Origin of the sequence: Variovorax sp. VRV01, assembly GCF_014852545.1 — a bacterium.
In the GTDB taxonomy this organism is placed as follows: Bacteria; Pseudomonadota; Gammaproteobacteria; order Burkholderiales; family Burkholderiaceae_C; genus Variovorax; species Variovorax beijingensis_A.
Map to the genome: position 1 here is coordinate 213,716 of NZ_JACVBS010000011.1, position 13,024 is coordinate 226,739.

The 13,024-nt window shown below is 67.6% G+C and carries 16 protein-coding genes; 4 read left to right on the forward strand and 12 right to left on the reverse strand.

What is annotated here, in order from left to right:
* The first annotated feature begins 51 nt into the window (after positions 1 to 51).
* Both IB278_RS20690 and IB278_RS20695 read left to right on the forward strand, forming a co-directional pair.
* Positions 52 to 1,047 carry a tripartite tricarboxylate transporter substrate binding protein gene (locus IB278_RS20690; RefSeq protein WP_192325141.1) on the forward strand — a complete coding sequence of 332 codons (996 nt, stop codon included), beginning with the start codon at positions 52 to 54 and terminating at the stop codon, positions 1,045 to 1,047.
* A gap of 22 nt (positions 1,048 to 1,069) precedes the next feature.
* Positions 1,070 to 2,386 carry an aromatic ring-hydroxylating dioxygenase subunit alpha gene (locus IB278_RS20695; protein ID WP_192325143.1) on the forward strand — a complete coding sequence of 439 codons (1,317 nt, stop codon included), beginning with the start codon at positions 1,070 to 1,072 and terminating at the stop codon, positions 2,384 to 2,386.
* On the opposite strand, the gene IB278_RS20700 is transcribed toward IB278_RS20695, so the two are convergent.
* Genes IB278_RS20700 through IB278_RS20720 form a run of 5 tightly spaced genes read right to left on the reverse strand, consistent with a single transcriptional unit; the run spans position 2,383 to position 5,870 of the window.
* Positions 2,383 to 2,730: a DOPA 4,5-dioxygenase family protein gene (locus tag IB278_RS20700; RefSeq protein ID WP_025569454.1), complete on the reverse strand. Its 348-nt coding sequence runs from the start codon at positions 2,728 to 2,730 to the stop codon at positions 2,383 to 2,385. The genes IB278_RS20695 and IB278_RS20700 overlap by 4 nt on opposite strands.
* Before the next feature lie 21 nt (positions 2,731 to 2,751).
* On the reverse strand, positions 2,752 to 3,792 hold the full coding sequence (locus IB278_RS20705; protein ID WP_192325145.1) for an SRPBCC family protein: 1,041 nt from the start codon (positions 3,790 to 3,792) through the stop codon (positions 2,752 to 2,754).
* Entirely contained in the window at positions 3,789 to 4,763 is a 975-nt protein-coding gene (locus tag IB278_RS20710) for an SAM-dependent methyltransferase (RefSeq protein ID WP_192325147.1), read from the reverse strand. The genes IB278_RS20705 and IB278_RS20710 overlap by 4 nt, the downstream gene beginning before the upstream one ends.
* Positions 4,764 to 4,783: 20 nt before the next feature.
* Positions 4,784 to 5,209, reverse strand: a complete 426-nt coding sequence (locus IB278_RS20715; protein ID WP_192325149.1) for a thiol-disulfide oxidoreductase DCC family protein — start codon at positions 5,207 to 5,209, stop codon at positions 4,784 to 4,786.
* Between the two features lie 58 nt (positions 5,210 to 5,267).
* Positions 5,268 to 5,870, reverse strand: coding sequence for a GbsR/MarR family transcriptional regulator (locus IB278_RS20720; RefSeq protein ID WP_192325151.1), 603 nt, complete (start codon positions 5,868 to 5,870; stop codon positions 5,268 to 5,270).
* Positions 5,871 to 5,987: 117 nt separating this feature from the next.
* On the opposite strand from IB278_RS20720, the gene IB278_RS20725 reads away from it, so the two are divergent.
* Both IB278_RS20725 and IB278_RS20730 read left to right on the forward strand, forming a co-directional pair.
* On the forward strand, positions 5,988 to 7,082 hold the full coding sequence (locus IB278_RS20725) for a PA0069 family radical SAM protein (RefSeq protein WP_145741906.1): 1,095 nt from the start codon (positions 5,988 to 5,990) through the stop codon (positions 7,080 to 7,082).
* Positions 7,083 to 7,198: 116 nt separating this feature from the next.
* Entirely contained in the window at positions 7,199 to 7,705 is a 507-nt protein-coding gene (locus IB278_RS20730; RefSeq protein WP_225613033.1) for a gluconokinase, read from the forward strand.
* Positions 7,706 to 7,716: 11 nt separating this feature from the next.
* Here IB278_RS20730 and gnd read toward each other — a convergent pair whose 3' ends face one another.
* From gnd to IB278_RS20765, 7 genes are all read right to left on the reverse strand, one after another.
* A complete protein-coding gene (gene gnd / locus IB278_RS20735; protein ID WP_192325153.1) occupies positions 7,717 to 9,141 on the reverse strand; it encodes a decarboxylating NADP(+)-dependent phosphogluconate dehydrogenase in 1,425 nt (474 codons plus the stop codon).
* Between the two features lie 106 nt (positions 9,142 to 9,247).
* A complete protein-coding gene (locus IB278_RS20740) occupies positions 9,248 to 9,856 on the reverse strand; it encodes a 3'-5' exonuclease (RefSeq protein ID WP_192325155.1) in 609 nt (202 codons plus the stop codon).
* Complete coding sequence (locus IB278_RS20745) at positions 9,853 to 10,239, reverse strand: TfoX/Sxy family protein (protein WP_145741912.1); 387 nt, start codon at positions 10,237 to 10,239, stop codon at positions 9,853 to 9,855. The genes IB278_RS20740 and IB278_RS20745 overlap by 4 nt, the downstream gene beginning before the upstream one ends.
* Before the next feature lie 19 nt (positions 10,240 to 10,258).
* Positions 10,259 to 10,648: a VOC family protein gene (locus tag IB278_RS20750; protein ID WP_192325157.1), complete on the reverse strand. Its 390-nt coding sequence runs from the start codon at positions 10,646 to 10,648 to the stop codon at positions 10,259 to 10,261.
* A 26-nt stretch (positions 10,649 to 10,674) separates the two neighbouring features.
* The gene (locus IB278_RS20755; RefSeq protein WP_225613034.1) at positions 10,675 to 11,178 is read right to left on the reverse strand and encodes a GNAT family N-acetyltransferase; all 504 of its coding nucleotides are present in this window, start codon (positions 11,176 to 11,178) and stop codon (positions 10,675 to 10,677) included.
* Positions 11,179 to 11,214: 36 nt separating this feature from the next.
* Positions 11,215 to 12,090, reverse strand: a complete 876-nt coding sequence (gene fghA, locus IB278_RS20760) for an S-formylglutathione hydrolase (protein WP_192325161.1) — start codon at positions 12,088 to 12,090, stop codon at positions 11,215 to 11,217.
* Positions 12,087 to 13,013 carry an alpha/beta fold hydrolase gene (locus IB278_RS20765; RefSeq protein ID WP_192325163.1) on the reverse strand — a complete coding sequence of 309 codons (927 nt, stop codon included), beginning with the start codon at positions 13,011 to 13,013 and terminating at the stop codon, positions 12,087 to 12,089. Before IB278_RS20765 ends, fghA begins: the two co-directional genes overlap by 4 nt.
* Between the last annotated feature and the right edge of the window lie 11 nt (positions 13,014 to 13,024).

The following is a 13,024-nucleotide window of genomic DNA, read 5'->3' on the forward strand; positions in this document are numbered from 1 at the left end:
TCCTACAGTGCATCGACCCCACCCGTCGTCCCACTGAAAAGGAAACCGAGCATGAAGTTCACCCGTCGCAAAGCGGTCCGTACCGCTGCCGCCATTGCCGCATCGAGCCTTGCGCTGCTGGCCGCCGGCAGCGCCATGGCGCAGGCCTGGCCGGCCAGGCCGATCACCGTCGTCGTTTCCTATCCCGCGGGCGGCGACACCGATGCGGTCGCGCGCATCTATGCCGAGAAGCTCTCGCTGCGCCTCGGGCAGCCTGTGCTCGTCGACAACCGGCCCGGCGCCAGCGGCATGATCGGCAACGCCTGGGTTGCCAGGGCCGCGCCGGATGGCTACACGCTGCTGTTCACTCCCAGTACCTTTGCGATCGCGCAGCACGTGCTGAAGGCCGGCCCCGGCGTGGCGCACGACGTGGTCAAGGATTTCACGCCCATCGTGAAGACCGGGAACATACCGCTGCTGCTGGTGACCGCCCCATCGACCGGCATCAAGAACGTGGCGCAGCTGGTGGCCGACGCCAGGGCCGGCAAGGCGCTGAGCTACGGCACGCCGGGCGCGGGCTCGCCGATGCACATCGCGGGCGAACTCTTCAACAAGGACGCCGGAACGCAGATTGCCCATGCGCCGTATCGCGGCGTGGCGCCGGTGGTGAACGACGCGCTCGGCGGCCACGTGGGCGTGGGCTGGATCACGCCAGGCGCGGTGGCGGGCCACATCGCCAGCGGCAAGCTGGTCCCGCTGGCCGTGGCCGAACGCCAGCGCACGAAGCTGATGCCCGGCGTGCCCACCCTGGTCGAGCTTGGCTACAAGGACGTGGACGTCAGCGCCTGGATGGGCCTGCTCGGCCCCAGGGGCATGCCGGCGGAGCTGGTGCAGGCGCTGAACCGCCAATTCAACGAAGTGCTGAGGATGCCCGACGTGCAGGCCCGCATGGCCGCGCTCGGCATCGAACCCGTCGGCGGCGCGCCGTCGGTGCTGGCGCAGCAGATCGCGGACGACGACCAGCGCTTCGGCAGGCTGGTGAAGGAATTCGGCATTCGCGCCGAATGAACCGGAACAAGGAGACAAGCACATGCTGAGCGAAGAGAAGAACCGCCTGCTGACCGAGGTCGGTCCCGGCAAGCCGATGGGCGACTACCTGCGCCGCTACTGGCATCCGATTGCCGGAGCGAGCGAGTTCGACGACCAGGCCGTCAAGCCGCTGCGCATCCTGGGCGAGGACCTGGTGCTCTACAAGGACCTGGGCGGCAACTACGGCTTGGTGGACCGCCGCTGCCCGCACCGCAATGCCGACATGTCCTACGGCTTCGTCGAGCAGTGCGGCCTGCGTTGCAGCTATCACGGCTGGCAGTACGACCAGAGCGGCCAGTGCGTGCACCAGCCCTTCGAGGAAACGATGGACCCGGGCGCGCGCATGCGCAGGAACACGAAGATCAAGGCCTACCCCGTGCAGGAGAAGGCCGGGCTGCTCTGGGCCTACATGGGGCCGCAGCCCGCACCGCTGCTGCCCGACTGGGAGCTGTTCAATTTCAGGAACGGTTTCGCGCAGGCCGTGTTCGCCGAGATACCGTGCAACTGGTTCCAGTGCCAGGAAAACTCCATCGACCCCGTGCATTTCGAGTGGACGCACAACAACTGGACCACCCGCCTGCAGGGCGACGAGGGCCCCTATGTGCCCACCCATCTGAAGCTCGCGTTCGAGGAGTTCGAGCACGGCTTCGTCTACAGGCGGTTGCGCGGCGGCGAGAGCGAGGACAACGTCATGTGGACGGCGGGCCGCGTCACGCTGTGGCCCAACGGATTTTTTCTCGGCCATCACTTCGAATGGCGCGTGCCCATCGACGACCACAACACCCTGAGCGTGCTGTGGGTCCTGAGCCGCGTGCCGACCGAGCAGGAGCCCTACGTGCAGGAGCGCATCCCGTCCTGGTACGGCCCGATCAAGGACCCGGCCACCGGCCGCTGGATCACGAGCCACGTGGCCAACCAGGACTTCGTCGTCTGGGTGGGGCAGGGCACGGTCACCGACCGCACCCGCGAAAAGCTCGGCCAGAGCGACAAGGGCATTGTGATGATGCGCCGCCGCTTCTTCGAGGAGATCGAGGCGATGCAGGCCGATCCGGCGCACGAGCCCAAGGGCCTGATCCGCGATGCCGCGATGAACCGCGACCTGCGGCTGCCTTCGGCCTGCCGCGACGAGATGCTCCACGGCCTGCTGCGCGCGCAGCTTGCCGCCCATCCGCTGCTCGGTCCCTACCTGAAGGATTTCTTCGGCCAGGCCGGACAGCCCGAGCATGTGCGCGCGGCCTACGAACGCGCGATCGGCCAGAAGGTGGAAGGCGCGAAATTCTTCAAGGTGCACGGCAGCGCCGCGGAGCAGTCGAGTTAGCGCCGGAACATCCGCAAGTCGAGCGGGCTTTCCTCGCCGAGCCACATGGCATGCGCCGTGTGGTCGGCGAAGTCGTCGCCCGTGACGCCGTGCACGAAGATGTCGAGGCCGTTGCGGTGCGTCTCGAGCCATTCGATCACCTGGTCGAACTCGGCCGCGTCGAAGGCCAGCTGGCAGCTCCAGTGCGTGTGGGGGCCCACCAGCCGCTCGTGCACCCGGCCGACCACCACCATCAGTTCGCGGCCCGCCTCTTCGCACAGCTGCCTGGCCTGCGCCACCGTGGCGGGGCCGAAGTAGACGTGGGCGTGGTATTGCGGATAGAGGTTTTCGGGGCGGCGCGGCATGGTCCGCTCATTGTGGACTGTTCAGGCCGCGGCCGCCGCAGCGGTTTCGCTGCGCGCCTTGTAGAAGCGCAGGATGTGCTCGGAGAAGTCGCCCAGCAGGAACTGCGCCACGCGGTCGGCATACCAGTTGAAGCGCGTGCTCACGCGCCAGGAAACATCGATGCGAAGCTCCGTGCCGCCTTCGCGCGGCGTGAGCGTGTAGGCCGAATCGCGCAGGTCGAAATAGTGGCCGCCGATCACCACATGGTCGTCCAGCGCGCCGGCGGGAAAGGAGTCGGGCGAGAAGCGGTAGCGCCACTTCACGCGCTGCAGCGGCTGCCACTCGGTGATGATTTCGTCGAAGTGCACGTCCTTTTGCCATTGCACCTTGCGCACGCGGCCCTCGGGCGTGTCCTGGGTCACGCCCGCCACCGGCATCGGCACGCCGATGCGGTAGGCCCAGGCATCGCCGACTTCGTTCGGGCGGATGTCCTGCGCATCGTTGAGCTCATGCCACACGCGCTCGGCGGGTGCGGCAATGAAGAGGGTGCGCGAAGTGCTCGAGATCTGTTCGGGGTTGGGCCATTGTGGCTCGATGGCGCCGAACAACAGCGGCAGCAGGGCGAAGCTGTAGAGCGCCGGCCTGGGCCAGTTCGTGATGCGGCAGACAATGCCCATCGCAAGCCCGCCGAGGCTGCCCATGACGCCGAAGAGGGGAACGATCACCACCGCGCAGACTATCCCTTCGATGAAGACCAGCAGCGTGCCCACGACGAACAGCGCGGTCGAGACCCACGGTGCCCAGATGTAGTAGCCCCAGCTGCGCCGCTCGATGCGCTCGGCCATGTAGACCGTGACCGCGCCGCACACGGCGGGGGCAAGGTAGATGAACGAACCCAGCATGGCCGAGAAGCGCTGGCCCGGCAGGCCGCTGAAGGCAATGCGCAGCACCAGCGCGGCGGCCGCGCCGACGAGCAGTGGCCAGAACCACGCGAAGGGAATAGGGTGCCTGGGCATGTCGCGCACCTGCGCGTCGGTGGGCGGGGGCTCGGGGGGCGTGGTTTGGCCGGGTTCGGTGCTCATGAAAATTGCTTCTCCTCGCTGCGCCTGGCCGTCACCATGCAGTAGTCGAAATCGCGCCAGAAAAGGCCCAGCACCAGCGCGCAGTAGCTGGCCACGATGTGCTTGCGGCGCCAGGGGCTGAGCCGCCCGCGCGCCTTCCAGAGTTCGGCCAGCGCGAAGCGCGTGGCAAGCACCGGGATGTGCAGCGCGCTGGGCGCCACGCGCCAGCGCAGCGACTGCACCTCGATGTCTTCGAAGCCGTGGTCGCGCAGCGCGGCAACGAAATCGTCCCGCACGGCCAGCGTGGGCACGGCCCAGCTGTCGGCCCACAGGCGGTGCAGCCAGCCGGCGCTGCGGCCGGGCTTCTCGCGCAGCAGGAAGCCGTCGATCACGGCGAGCCGCGCGCCGGGCTTCAGCAGGCGGGCCGCCTCGCGCACGAAATCGGCCTTGGCCGTGCCGCTCGCGTAGCAGGCGCTTTCCACGGCCCAGGCACCATCGGCCTGCGCGGCGGGCAGGCCGGTGCGGGTGTAGTCGGCTTCGATGTGCGCCACGCGGTCGGCCACGCCCGCGCCGGCATCGAGCCGCACGGCGATGCTGTTCTGCACGGCCACGTTGGTGACCGTGACGGCAAACAGCGACGGATCGTCGCCCACCAGCGTGCGCGCGGTGGCGCCGGCGCCGCAGCCAAGGTCGACCACGCAGCGGCGCTGCGTGCTTTCCTGCACCGGCCGGGGCTCGTCGAGCTTCAGCGCGCGGCCGACGGCGCGGTTCATTTCCACCAGCATGCTTTCACGGCGCAGCGGATTCAGCCCGAGCCGCCAGAAGCCGAAGTGCATGTTGTAGCTGGGGCTCCATGCGCGGTAGTCGTCGGCCACCTCGGTGAAATAGTCCTGCGTGTCGGCCTTGGTGATGGAGGCTTCGGGCGCCGCGGAGGTTCGAGGCGCGGTCCGGGCGCCGGAGGGAGGGAAATCGGGCTGGAAGACGTTGGTCACGAGAGCTCCTTTTCTTTTTTTCAGATCCGGCAATTGCCGCCGGCGCAGGTGCGGGATGAGCGCGCGGCCTCGCCCGCGAGCAGGGCCACCAGCCAGCGCGGCAGCCGGTAGCGGTTGCGCGCAAGCACCGCATAGGCGCGGTCGGCCAGCGGCGCGAGCAGCGGCAGGTCGAGCAGGAAGCTGCCGCTCGGCAGCCCGACGGCATCGCGGCAGGCGCGAATGGCGGGAACGCCCACGAACACCTGCCCCGCTGCGTCGACCGCGTGGATGGCGGCCATCAGCGCTGCGCGTGGGGCCGGGCCGGCGCCGAAGCCGGCGGGCGAGCAGTCCACGAGGTTCAGGCGGGCCGTGGTGTCGCGCGCCTTCATTGCGTTCATTTCTGCCGTGCACAAGGCACAGGTGGCATCGAAATAGACGGTCAGCGGATAGGTGGCAACGGCGGGCATAAGGTTTGTTTTCGTTGTTTCTGTCAAAACAGAAACTAAGAAGCAAAAAAAGAGCGGCTCAGATCATCGGCAGGCTGGCATGGTGGGCATCGGAATCGTCGTCCTTGCCGGAGGCCGCGGTAGTTGCCGCCGGCGCCGCATCGCCGCGAACGAACTTCTGCACGCTGGCCCCGAGCGTCAGCACCTTGTCGAGCGTGCCGGGCGAGAGCCGCAGCATTTCGTCGGCCCAGGTGGCGAGCTTGCTCATCAGGTCCATGGTGGAGCGGATGCGGTCCTGCGCATCGGCGGGCTCCTTCTGGAAGTCGGGGCTCGAGACGATCTCGCGCAGCACGCGGATGGTCGGGTCGAATTCGCGCTCCTTGCGCTCGCGCACCACGGTGCGGAACAGCTCCCAGACGTCGACGCTGGTTTCGAAATAGTCGCGCCGGTCGCCCAGGATGTGCGTCACGCGCACCAAGTTCCACGCCTGCAGTTCCTTCAGGCTGTTGCTCACGTTGGAGCGGGCCACGCCCAGCGTGTCGGAGAGCTCTTCCGCATGCATGGGCCTGCCGCGCGCGAACAGCAGCGCATGGATCTGCGAGACCGTGCGGTTGACGCCCCACATGGAGCCCATTTCTCCCCAGTGGAGAACGAACTTGCGTTGGATGTCGGTGAGTTCCATGCGTTGGAGTCTAGGATTTTATAAATTTCTGTCAAGAGAGAAATTCAAAATCAGCTTGATCCCGGAAAAGCTTTGGAATACTGTGTAAACATACAGTATTCGAGAGAAGGACCTGCCATGCCCGCCGCCCGGATCCCCATCCACGCCATCAAGGGCCGCGGCGCGGCCACGCGCCTGGCGCACCGCTTTTCGCGCGACGAGCGCAATGCCTTCGACGACGGCTGGGGCACGCTCGAAGAAGGTGCGGCCGAAGCCGAGGAACTGCTGCCGCTCGCCACCGAAGTGCGCTTCGAGGACGTGAAATCGGTGCTCAATCAAAACGACTCGCCCGATATTTCCTTCGACCGCTCGCTCAACCCGTACCGCGGCTGCGAGCACGGCTGCATCTACTGCTTTGCGCGGCCCACGCACAGCTACCTCAATCTCTCGCCGGGGCTCGACTTCGAAACCAAACTCATCGCCAAGCGCAACATCGTCGAGGTGCTGCGTGCCGAACTCGGCCGCAGGAGCTACCGGCCCAGCCACATCGCGATCGGCACCGCCACCGACTGCTACCAGCCCATCGAACGCGAACTGCGGCTCACCCGCTCGGTGATCGAGCTGCTGAAGGAAACGCACCATCCGTTTGCGCTGGTCACGAAATCGAGCGCGGTGGAGCGCGACCTCGACCTCATCGCGCCCATGGCCGCCGAGCACCTGGCCGCGGTGTACATCACCGTGACCACGCTCGACGGCGAGCTGGCCCGCAAGCTGGAGCCGCGCGCTGCCGCGCCGCACCGGCGGCTGCGCACCATCCGCACGCTGGCCGAGGCGGGCGTGCCGGTGGGCGTGAGCGTGGCGCCGCAGATTCCCTTCGTCAACGAAGACATGGAACAGGTGCTCGAAGCCGCCTGGGACGCCGGTGCGCGCAACGCCTTCTACACGGTGATCCGGCTGCCCTGGGAAGTGGCACCGCTCTTCAAGCAATGGCTCGAACTGCACTACCCGCAGCGCGCGGACCGCATCATGGCGCGCATCCACGAGATGCGCGGCGGCAAGGACTACGACGCCGACTTTGCCACCCGCATGAAGGGCTCCGGCCTCTGGGCCGACCTGATCCGCCAGCGCTTCGAAAAGGCGGCGAACCGCATCGGCTTCAACCGCGAGCGCATTGCGCTCGATCTCGGCGCGTTCCGGCCACCTGGCGCAGCGGGGCAGGGCAGCCTGTTCTAAGGGCGGCCGCGGCGGTGGTCCTGTTCCGGCGAAAAAGCGCTGCATCATGAGGAAGTGGATTCAAGTTCCACTGAAGCGCGGAGAATATCTCCGCGGTCTCACCAGGAAGGGTATGTATGAACGGGCCATGGCTGGTCGTGATGGGTGTTTCGGGCTGCGGCAAGTCGAGCCTCGGGGCCGCGCTGGCGGTGGGGTTCGGGCTGCCGCTGATCGAGGGCGACGACTACCACCCGCCGGCCAATGTCGAGAAGATGAGCCGCGGCATCGCACTGACCGACGCGGACCGCGCCGGCTGGCTCGCGACGCTGGGGCAGAAGCTGGCGGCTGCGCCGCAGGGGGCGGTGCTGACCTGCTCCGCGCTCAAACGCAGCTACCGGGAGCAGTTGCGCGCGGCCGTGCCGGGCCTGCGCTTCGTGTTCATGGAGATCGAGCGCGCCGAAGCCGAGCGCCGCGTGGCCGCACGGGCGGGTGCAGGCGAGCACACGTTTCCCGCAAGCCTGGTGGCCAACCAGTTCGCGACGCTGGAGTCGCCGGTCGGCGAGCCGGGCGTGCTGGCTGTCAATGCGACCGCGCCGCTGGGGGTGCTGGTCGGGCAGGTGAAGGCCTGGTTGCCCGGCGGCTGATTTGTTCGGGGCTAGCCGATGACTTCCGGCCAGTTGGTATGGAAGAACTCGCCGGCCGGCTTGTCCACGCGCTCGTAGGTGTGGGCCCCGAAGAAGTCGCGCTGCGCCTGCAGCAGGTTCGCGGGCAGCCGCTCGGTGCGGTAGCTGTCGTAGTAGGCGAGCGAGGCGCTGAACGCCGGCACCGGAATGCCGTTGCCCACCGCCAGCGCCACCACCTCGCGCCAGTTCTGTTGCGTGCGGTTGAGCAGGTCCTTGAAGAAGGGGTCGAGCATCAGGTTGCCCAGTGACGGATCGCTGCGGTAGGCGTCGGTGATGCGGTTCAGAAAGCGCGCGCGGATGATGCAGCCGCCGCGCCAGATCGCTGCGATGCGGCCCAGGTCGAGCTTCCACGCCTTCTTCTCGCCCATGGTCTGGATCAGGTCGAAGCCCTGCGTGTAGCTGACCACCTTCGAGGCATAAAGCGCGTCGTGCACCTTGGCCACCAGCGCCTTCTTGTCCAGCGACAGTGCGATCTTCGGCCCCTGCAGCGGCTTGCTGGCCGCCACGCGCGCCTTCTTTTGCGACGACAGCACGCGCGCCTCGACCGCGGCATTGATGGTGCTGATGACTACCGCGTTCTCGGCCGCGTTGACCAGCGTCCACTGGCCCGTGCCCTTCTGGCCGGCCTTGTCGAGAATGAGCTCGACGATCGGCTGGCCGGTCTCCGGGTCCTTCTGTTCGAGGGCCTTGGCGGTGATCTGGATCAGGTAGCTCTGCAGCTCGCCCTCGTTCCATTCGCTGAAGACCGCCGCCATCTCGTCGGTGCTGAAGCCGGCCGCCTTGAACAGGCTGTAGGCCTCGCAGATCAGCTGCATGTCGCCGTACTCGATGCCGTTGTGCACCATCTTCACGTAGTGGCCCGCGCCGCCGGGGCCGATGTGGATCACGCAGGGCTCGCCGTCCACCTTGGCTGCGATGCTCTCGAAGATCGGCTTCATCACTTCCCAGGTGGAGAGCGGCCCGCCCGGCATGATCGACGGGCCCTTGCGCGCGCCTTCCTCGCCGCCCGACACGCCCGCGCCGATGAAGCGCAGGCCCTTGGTCTGGAGATACGCGTCGCGGCGTTCGGTGTCGGTGTAGAGGCTGTTGCCGCCGTCGATCACGATGTCGTCCTTGTCGAGCAGCGGGATCAGCTGCTCGATGACCTGGTCGACCGGCGCGCCGGCCTTCACCATGATCTGGATCTTGCGCGGCCTGGCGAGGCTCTGCACGAACTCCTCGAGCGTCTTCGCGCCGACCAGCTTCTTGCCGGGGTTGGCGGCCACGAAGGCCTCGGTGGTGGCTTCGGTGCGGTTGTACACGCTGACCTGGAAGCCGCGGCTTTCCACGTTCAGCACCAGGTTCTGGCCCATCACGGCCAAGCCGATCAATCCGAAATCGCTTTTGTTGCTGCTCATGGCCCTTCTTTCGTCTGCGGTGAATGTGACGGGCATTGTGCCGGGGGCGCCGCGCAGCCGCAGCCACAGGGCCTATGGCCGGGCGGGACGCAGGGGCGCCGGCGGTTCAGTCGCCGAACAGCGCATCGAACACGCGAATGGACGCGTAGGCGTCATTGGCCGCGTAGCGCATCTGCGCTTCGGTCAGCTGCCTGTTGGCCCAGTTCGAGGTGGTCGCCTTGCGCGATTTCACGAAGCGCCGGTTGAACACCAGCGCCACGGCCGCCTTCACGCCCACCGACTTGCGGTAACCGCGGCGGCGGAACTCGCTGTCGATGTCGAACACCGCCTTCGGCTCGATGTTGAGGCGGTTGCGGATCAGCGTGAGATCGGTCGAAAGGCCGAAGCCGACCTTCCGGAGTTCGGTGGAAGCAATCAGCGTTGCGACCACCGGGTTGCATTCGGTGCGGTGCAGCTGGAACAGCCAGGCGGTTTCGCGCGTTGCGAACTGCACCACGTGCGGGCCGCCCGAAACCTCGTTCTTCGCGAAGGTGGGCTTGGATTCGGTGTCGAAGCCCGCAACGCCGGCGGCCAGCAATTCGGCGGCGGCATGCTCGGCGTCCTGCAGCGTGGAAACGACCACGATGTCTTTGAGGCCCAGGCCTTCGAAGGGTTCGAGCAGCGCGATCTGCTCGCGTTCGGGAAGGGGCGGCAGCGCGGGAGGGGTGTCGCTCACGACGAGGCTGCTTTCTTTTTTTTCTTCACTGGGGCTTTCCTGGCGGTTTTCTTCTTCGGCGGCTGGCCTGAACGCAGAGCCGCCTCATAGGCGCGGCGCCCCCAGAGCGCGGCTTCCTCGCGGTCTTCAAAAAGATCGGCCGGCGCCAGCCGGTACGACATCGGCATGGCCTTGCCTTCGCGGACATAGGTAAAGGGCGGCAGGTTCAGCCTGTCGAAATGCTCGGCGCTGCCGGCATCGGACTTGAGGTAGAGCGTGTCCTTGGCAACGAGCGCAATCATGCGGCCCTCGTGCCACACGCCGTGGCCGCCGAACATGCGGCGCGTTTCGATGCGGCCGAGCCGCTCGAAAACTTCGTGCAGGCTTTGGACGAATGCGCTCATCGGTCAGGCTTCGTGCGGCTCATGCAGTGATCTCGATGCGGTTGCCGTCGGGGTCGAGCACCACGCTCTCGTAGTAGCCGTCGCCGGTGCGGCGCGGACCGTCGAGCAGCGGGTAGCCGTCCGACTTGAGCTGCTGCGTCAGTTCGTCGACGGCAGCCTCCGAACCCACGCTGATGGCCAGGTGCGTCCAGCCCATGCGTTGGGCACCGGGTTCGGCGGGCACCGGCGAGAGCGTGCGGGTGCTCATGGCCTCGATGCGCGCGCCATCGCCCAGGCTCAGGAAGCAGGACGCGAAGCCCTTGGCCGGATTGACATAGCCCGCACCGGCCGTGGCGCCGAAGTAGTCGACGTAGAAGCGCTTGCAGCGTTCGAGATCGGTGGTCCAGAGGGCGATGTGATCGATGCGCATGGAGAAAGGGCAGGGAAAGAAGGCGCTCAGCCGGTGCGCCGCGGCTGCCGCGGCGGGCTTGCCGGATACCAATGGTAGGCGACCCGTTCGCGTCCGCTGGCCGGGTGCCGGTCGACCGCGCCGCGCACCAGGCCGTAGCGTTCGTAGAAGCGCTGCGCCGCGGTGTTGCTGGTGGCTACGTGAAGTTTCCAGCCGAGCGGCATGCGCACGCTGGCTTCGTCGAGCAGCGCCTGCCCCAGGCCCTGGTTGCGAAGATGAGGGTCGACGAACAGCTGCGCCACGTATTCGCGCCGCACCAGCAGCACCATGAAGGCGAGCACCTGGCCTTCGCGTTCGGCCAGCACCACGTCGGCGGGTGGCACGAATTCGGTTTGCACGCGCCGCAGCCAATGCGTGATCGGCTCGATGACGGCGGCATTCCGGTTGGCCGCAATCCAGGCGCGGCGCCAGATGCCGGCCAGCGCCAGGCTCTCTTCGGCGGCGCCGTCGCGGGACCGCAACTGGAAGGCGGGAATCTGTGCTGCGGACATGCGTCCCATGATAAGCCGCCCGTGGGCCGCGGTCGATCAGCCGCGCAGTGTTTGCGCGTGGTGCGCGATGTGGTCTGCCATGAAGGTCTGGATGAAGTAGTAGCCGTGGTCGTAGCCCGCATGGCGGCGCAGCGTGAGCGGCTGGCCGGCGGCAAAGCAGGCAGCCTCGAAGGCTTCCGGATGCAGCTGCTCGGCCAGGAATTTGTCGGCCAGCCCCTGGTCGATCAACAGGCCTTGCGGATAGGGTGCGGCGGTCTGCGACGTCATGAGCGCACTGGCGTCGTGCGCGAGCCACTGCGCCCGGTCGCCGCCGGGCTCGCCCAGGTAGCCGCCGAGCGCCTTCTGGCCCCATGGGCATTGCGTGGGCGCGCAGATGGGCGCGAAGGCCGACAAGGACTTGAAGCGCCCCGGATGCCGCAGCGCCAGTGTGAGCGCGCCGTGGCCGCCCATCGAATGGCCGAAGATACCCAGGTGCTGGTCGTCGATGGCGAAGTGCCGTCCCACCAGGGGCAGCAGCTCATGCACGATCCAGCTTTCCATGCGCCAGTGGGTGGACCAGGGCGATTCGGTGGCGTCGAGGTAGAAGCCCGCGCCAATGCCGAAGTCCCAGTGGGCGGTGGCGCCGGGCAGGTTTTCGGCGATGCTGCCGCGCGGGCTGGTGTCGGGCGCGATCAGCGCCAGGCCCAGGCTGGCGGCCATGCGCTGCGCGCCGGCCTTCACTGCAAAGGTTTCCTCATTGCAGGTCAGCCCCGCAAGATAGAGCAGGGCCGGCACGCGCTCGTGCGCGGCCTGCGGCGGCAGGTAGACCGAAAAGCGCATCGGCAGGCCGATCTCGTGCGAGGCATGCTCGTGGAAGCTCTGCACGCCGCCGAAGGCATGGTGCTCGGAAAGGGTCTTGAGGGTGTCGGTCATCGGGGAGTGTTGTTGTGCAGCAATGCGGGCACGAGTTCGAGCACGGCGTCGGCAAAGATGCGCGGCGCCTCCTGCGGCAGGTTGTGGCCCGCGCCGGGCACCAGGCGGTGCGAGCGCGGGCCGCTGAAGCGGTGCGCATGGGCCGAGGCATCGGCAGGCGGGCGCACGCCGTCGTCGATGCCGTCGAAGGTGATGGCGGGCACGCTGATCGCGGGCTGCGCGGCCAGCCGGCGCTCGATGTCCGCGTAGGCCGGGTCGCCCGCAACCAGGCCGAAGCGATGCCGGTACGAGTGGATCACCACCTCGACGAAATCAGGATGGTCGAAGGCCGCGGCACTGCGCCCGAAGGTGGCCTCGTCGAACGTCCAGGTCGGCGACCAGAGCCGCCACAGCAGCCGCGTGAGCGCCCTGCGGTCCTTCGCGAGCCCGGCGCGGCCGCGCTCGCTGTGGAAGTAGTACTGGTACCAGAGGCTGTGCTCGTTTTCTGGCGTATCCGGCTCCATCGCCTTGGCAATGTTCTGGATGTTGTAGCTGTTGAGCGAAACCAGGCCCGCGCAGCGCTCGGGCCACAGCGCCGCCACCACGCAGGCGGCGCGGCCGCCCCAGTCGTAGCCGGCGAGCACCGCGCGTTCGATCTTCAGCGCGTCGAGCAGCGCGAGCAGGTCGGCGCCGAACGCCGCCTGTTCGCCCGAGCGCGGCGTGGCGTCGTGCAGGAAGCGCGTGGCGCCGTAGCCGCGCATGTACGGAACGATCACGCGGCAGCCCTGCTCGGCGAGCATCGGCGCGACTTCCGCGTAGGTGTGGATGTCGTACGGAAAGCCGTGCATCAGCAGCACGGGCGGGCCGCTGGACGGGCCTGTCTCGTAGTAGGCGACTTCGAGGACGCCCGCTTCGATCTTGCGCAGGGGTTCCATGCGGCTCATGGCGGGCGTTC

What these genes read in the sequence shown, in the direction of transcription:
- IB278_RS20690 (WP_192325141.1), top strand. Translation starts at nt 52, where the DNA reads ATGAAGTTCACCCGTCGCAAAGCGGTCCGTACCGCTGCCGCCATTGCC.
- IB278_RS20695 (WP_192325143.1), top strand. Translation starts at nt 1,070, where the DNA reads ATGCTGAGCGAAGAGAAGAACCGCCTGCTGACCGAGGTCGGTCCCGGC.
- IB278_RS20700 (WP_025569454.1), bottom strand. Translation starts at nt 2,730, where the DNA reads ATGCCGCGCCGCCCCGAAAACCTCTATCCGCAATACCACGCCCACGTC.
- IB278_RS20705 (WP_192325145.1), bottom strand. Translation starts at nt 3,792, where the DNA reads ATGAGCACCGAACCCGGCCAAACCACGCCCCCCGAGCCCCCGCCCACC.
- IB278_RS20715 (WP_192325149.1), bottom strand. Translation starts at nt 5,209, where the DNA reads ATGCCCGCCGTTGCCACCTATCCGCTGACCGTCTATTTCGATGCCACC.
- IB278_RS20720 (WP_192325151.1), bottom strand. Translation starts at nt 5,870, where the DNA reads ATGGAACTCACCGACATCCAACGCAAGTTCGTTCTCCACTGGGGAGAA.
- IB278_RS20725 (WP_145741906.1), top strand. Translation starts at nt 5,988, where the DNA reads ATGCCCGCCGCCCGGATCCCCATCCACGCCATCAAGGGCCGCGGCGCG.
- IB278_RS20730 (WP_225613033.1), top strand. Translation starts at nt 7,199, where the DNA reads ATGAACGGGCCATGGCTGGTCGTGATGGGTGTTTCGGGCTGCGGCAAG.
- gnd (WP_192325153.1), bottom strand. Translation starts at nt 9,141, where the DNA reads ATGAGCAGCAACAAAAGCGATTTCGGATTGATCGGCTTGGCCGTGATG.
- IB278_RS20745 (WP_145741912.1), bottom strand. Translation starts at nt 10,239, where the DNA reads ATGAGCGCATTCGTCCAAAGCCTGCACGAAGTTTTCGAGCGGCTCGGC.
- IB278_RS20750 (WP_192325157.1), bottom strand. Translation starts at nt 10,648, where the DNA reads ATGCGCATCGATCACATCGCCCTCTGGACCACCGATCTCGAACGCTGC.
- IB278_RS20755 (WP_225613034.1), bottom strand. Translation starts at nt 11,178, where the DNA reads ATGTCCGCAGCACAGATTCCCGCCTTCCAGTTGCGGTCCCGCGACGGC.
- fghA (WP_192325161.1), bottom strand. Translation starts at nt 12,090, where the DNA reads ATGACCGACACCCTCAAGACCCTTTCCGAGCACCATGCCTTCGGCGGC.
- IB278_RS20765 (WP_192325163.1), bottom strand. Translation starts at nt 13,013, where the DNA reads ATGAGCCGCATGGAACCCCTGCGCAAGATCGAAGCGGGCGTCCTCGAA.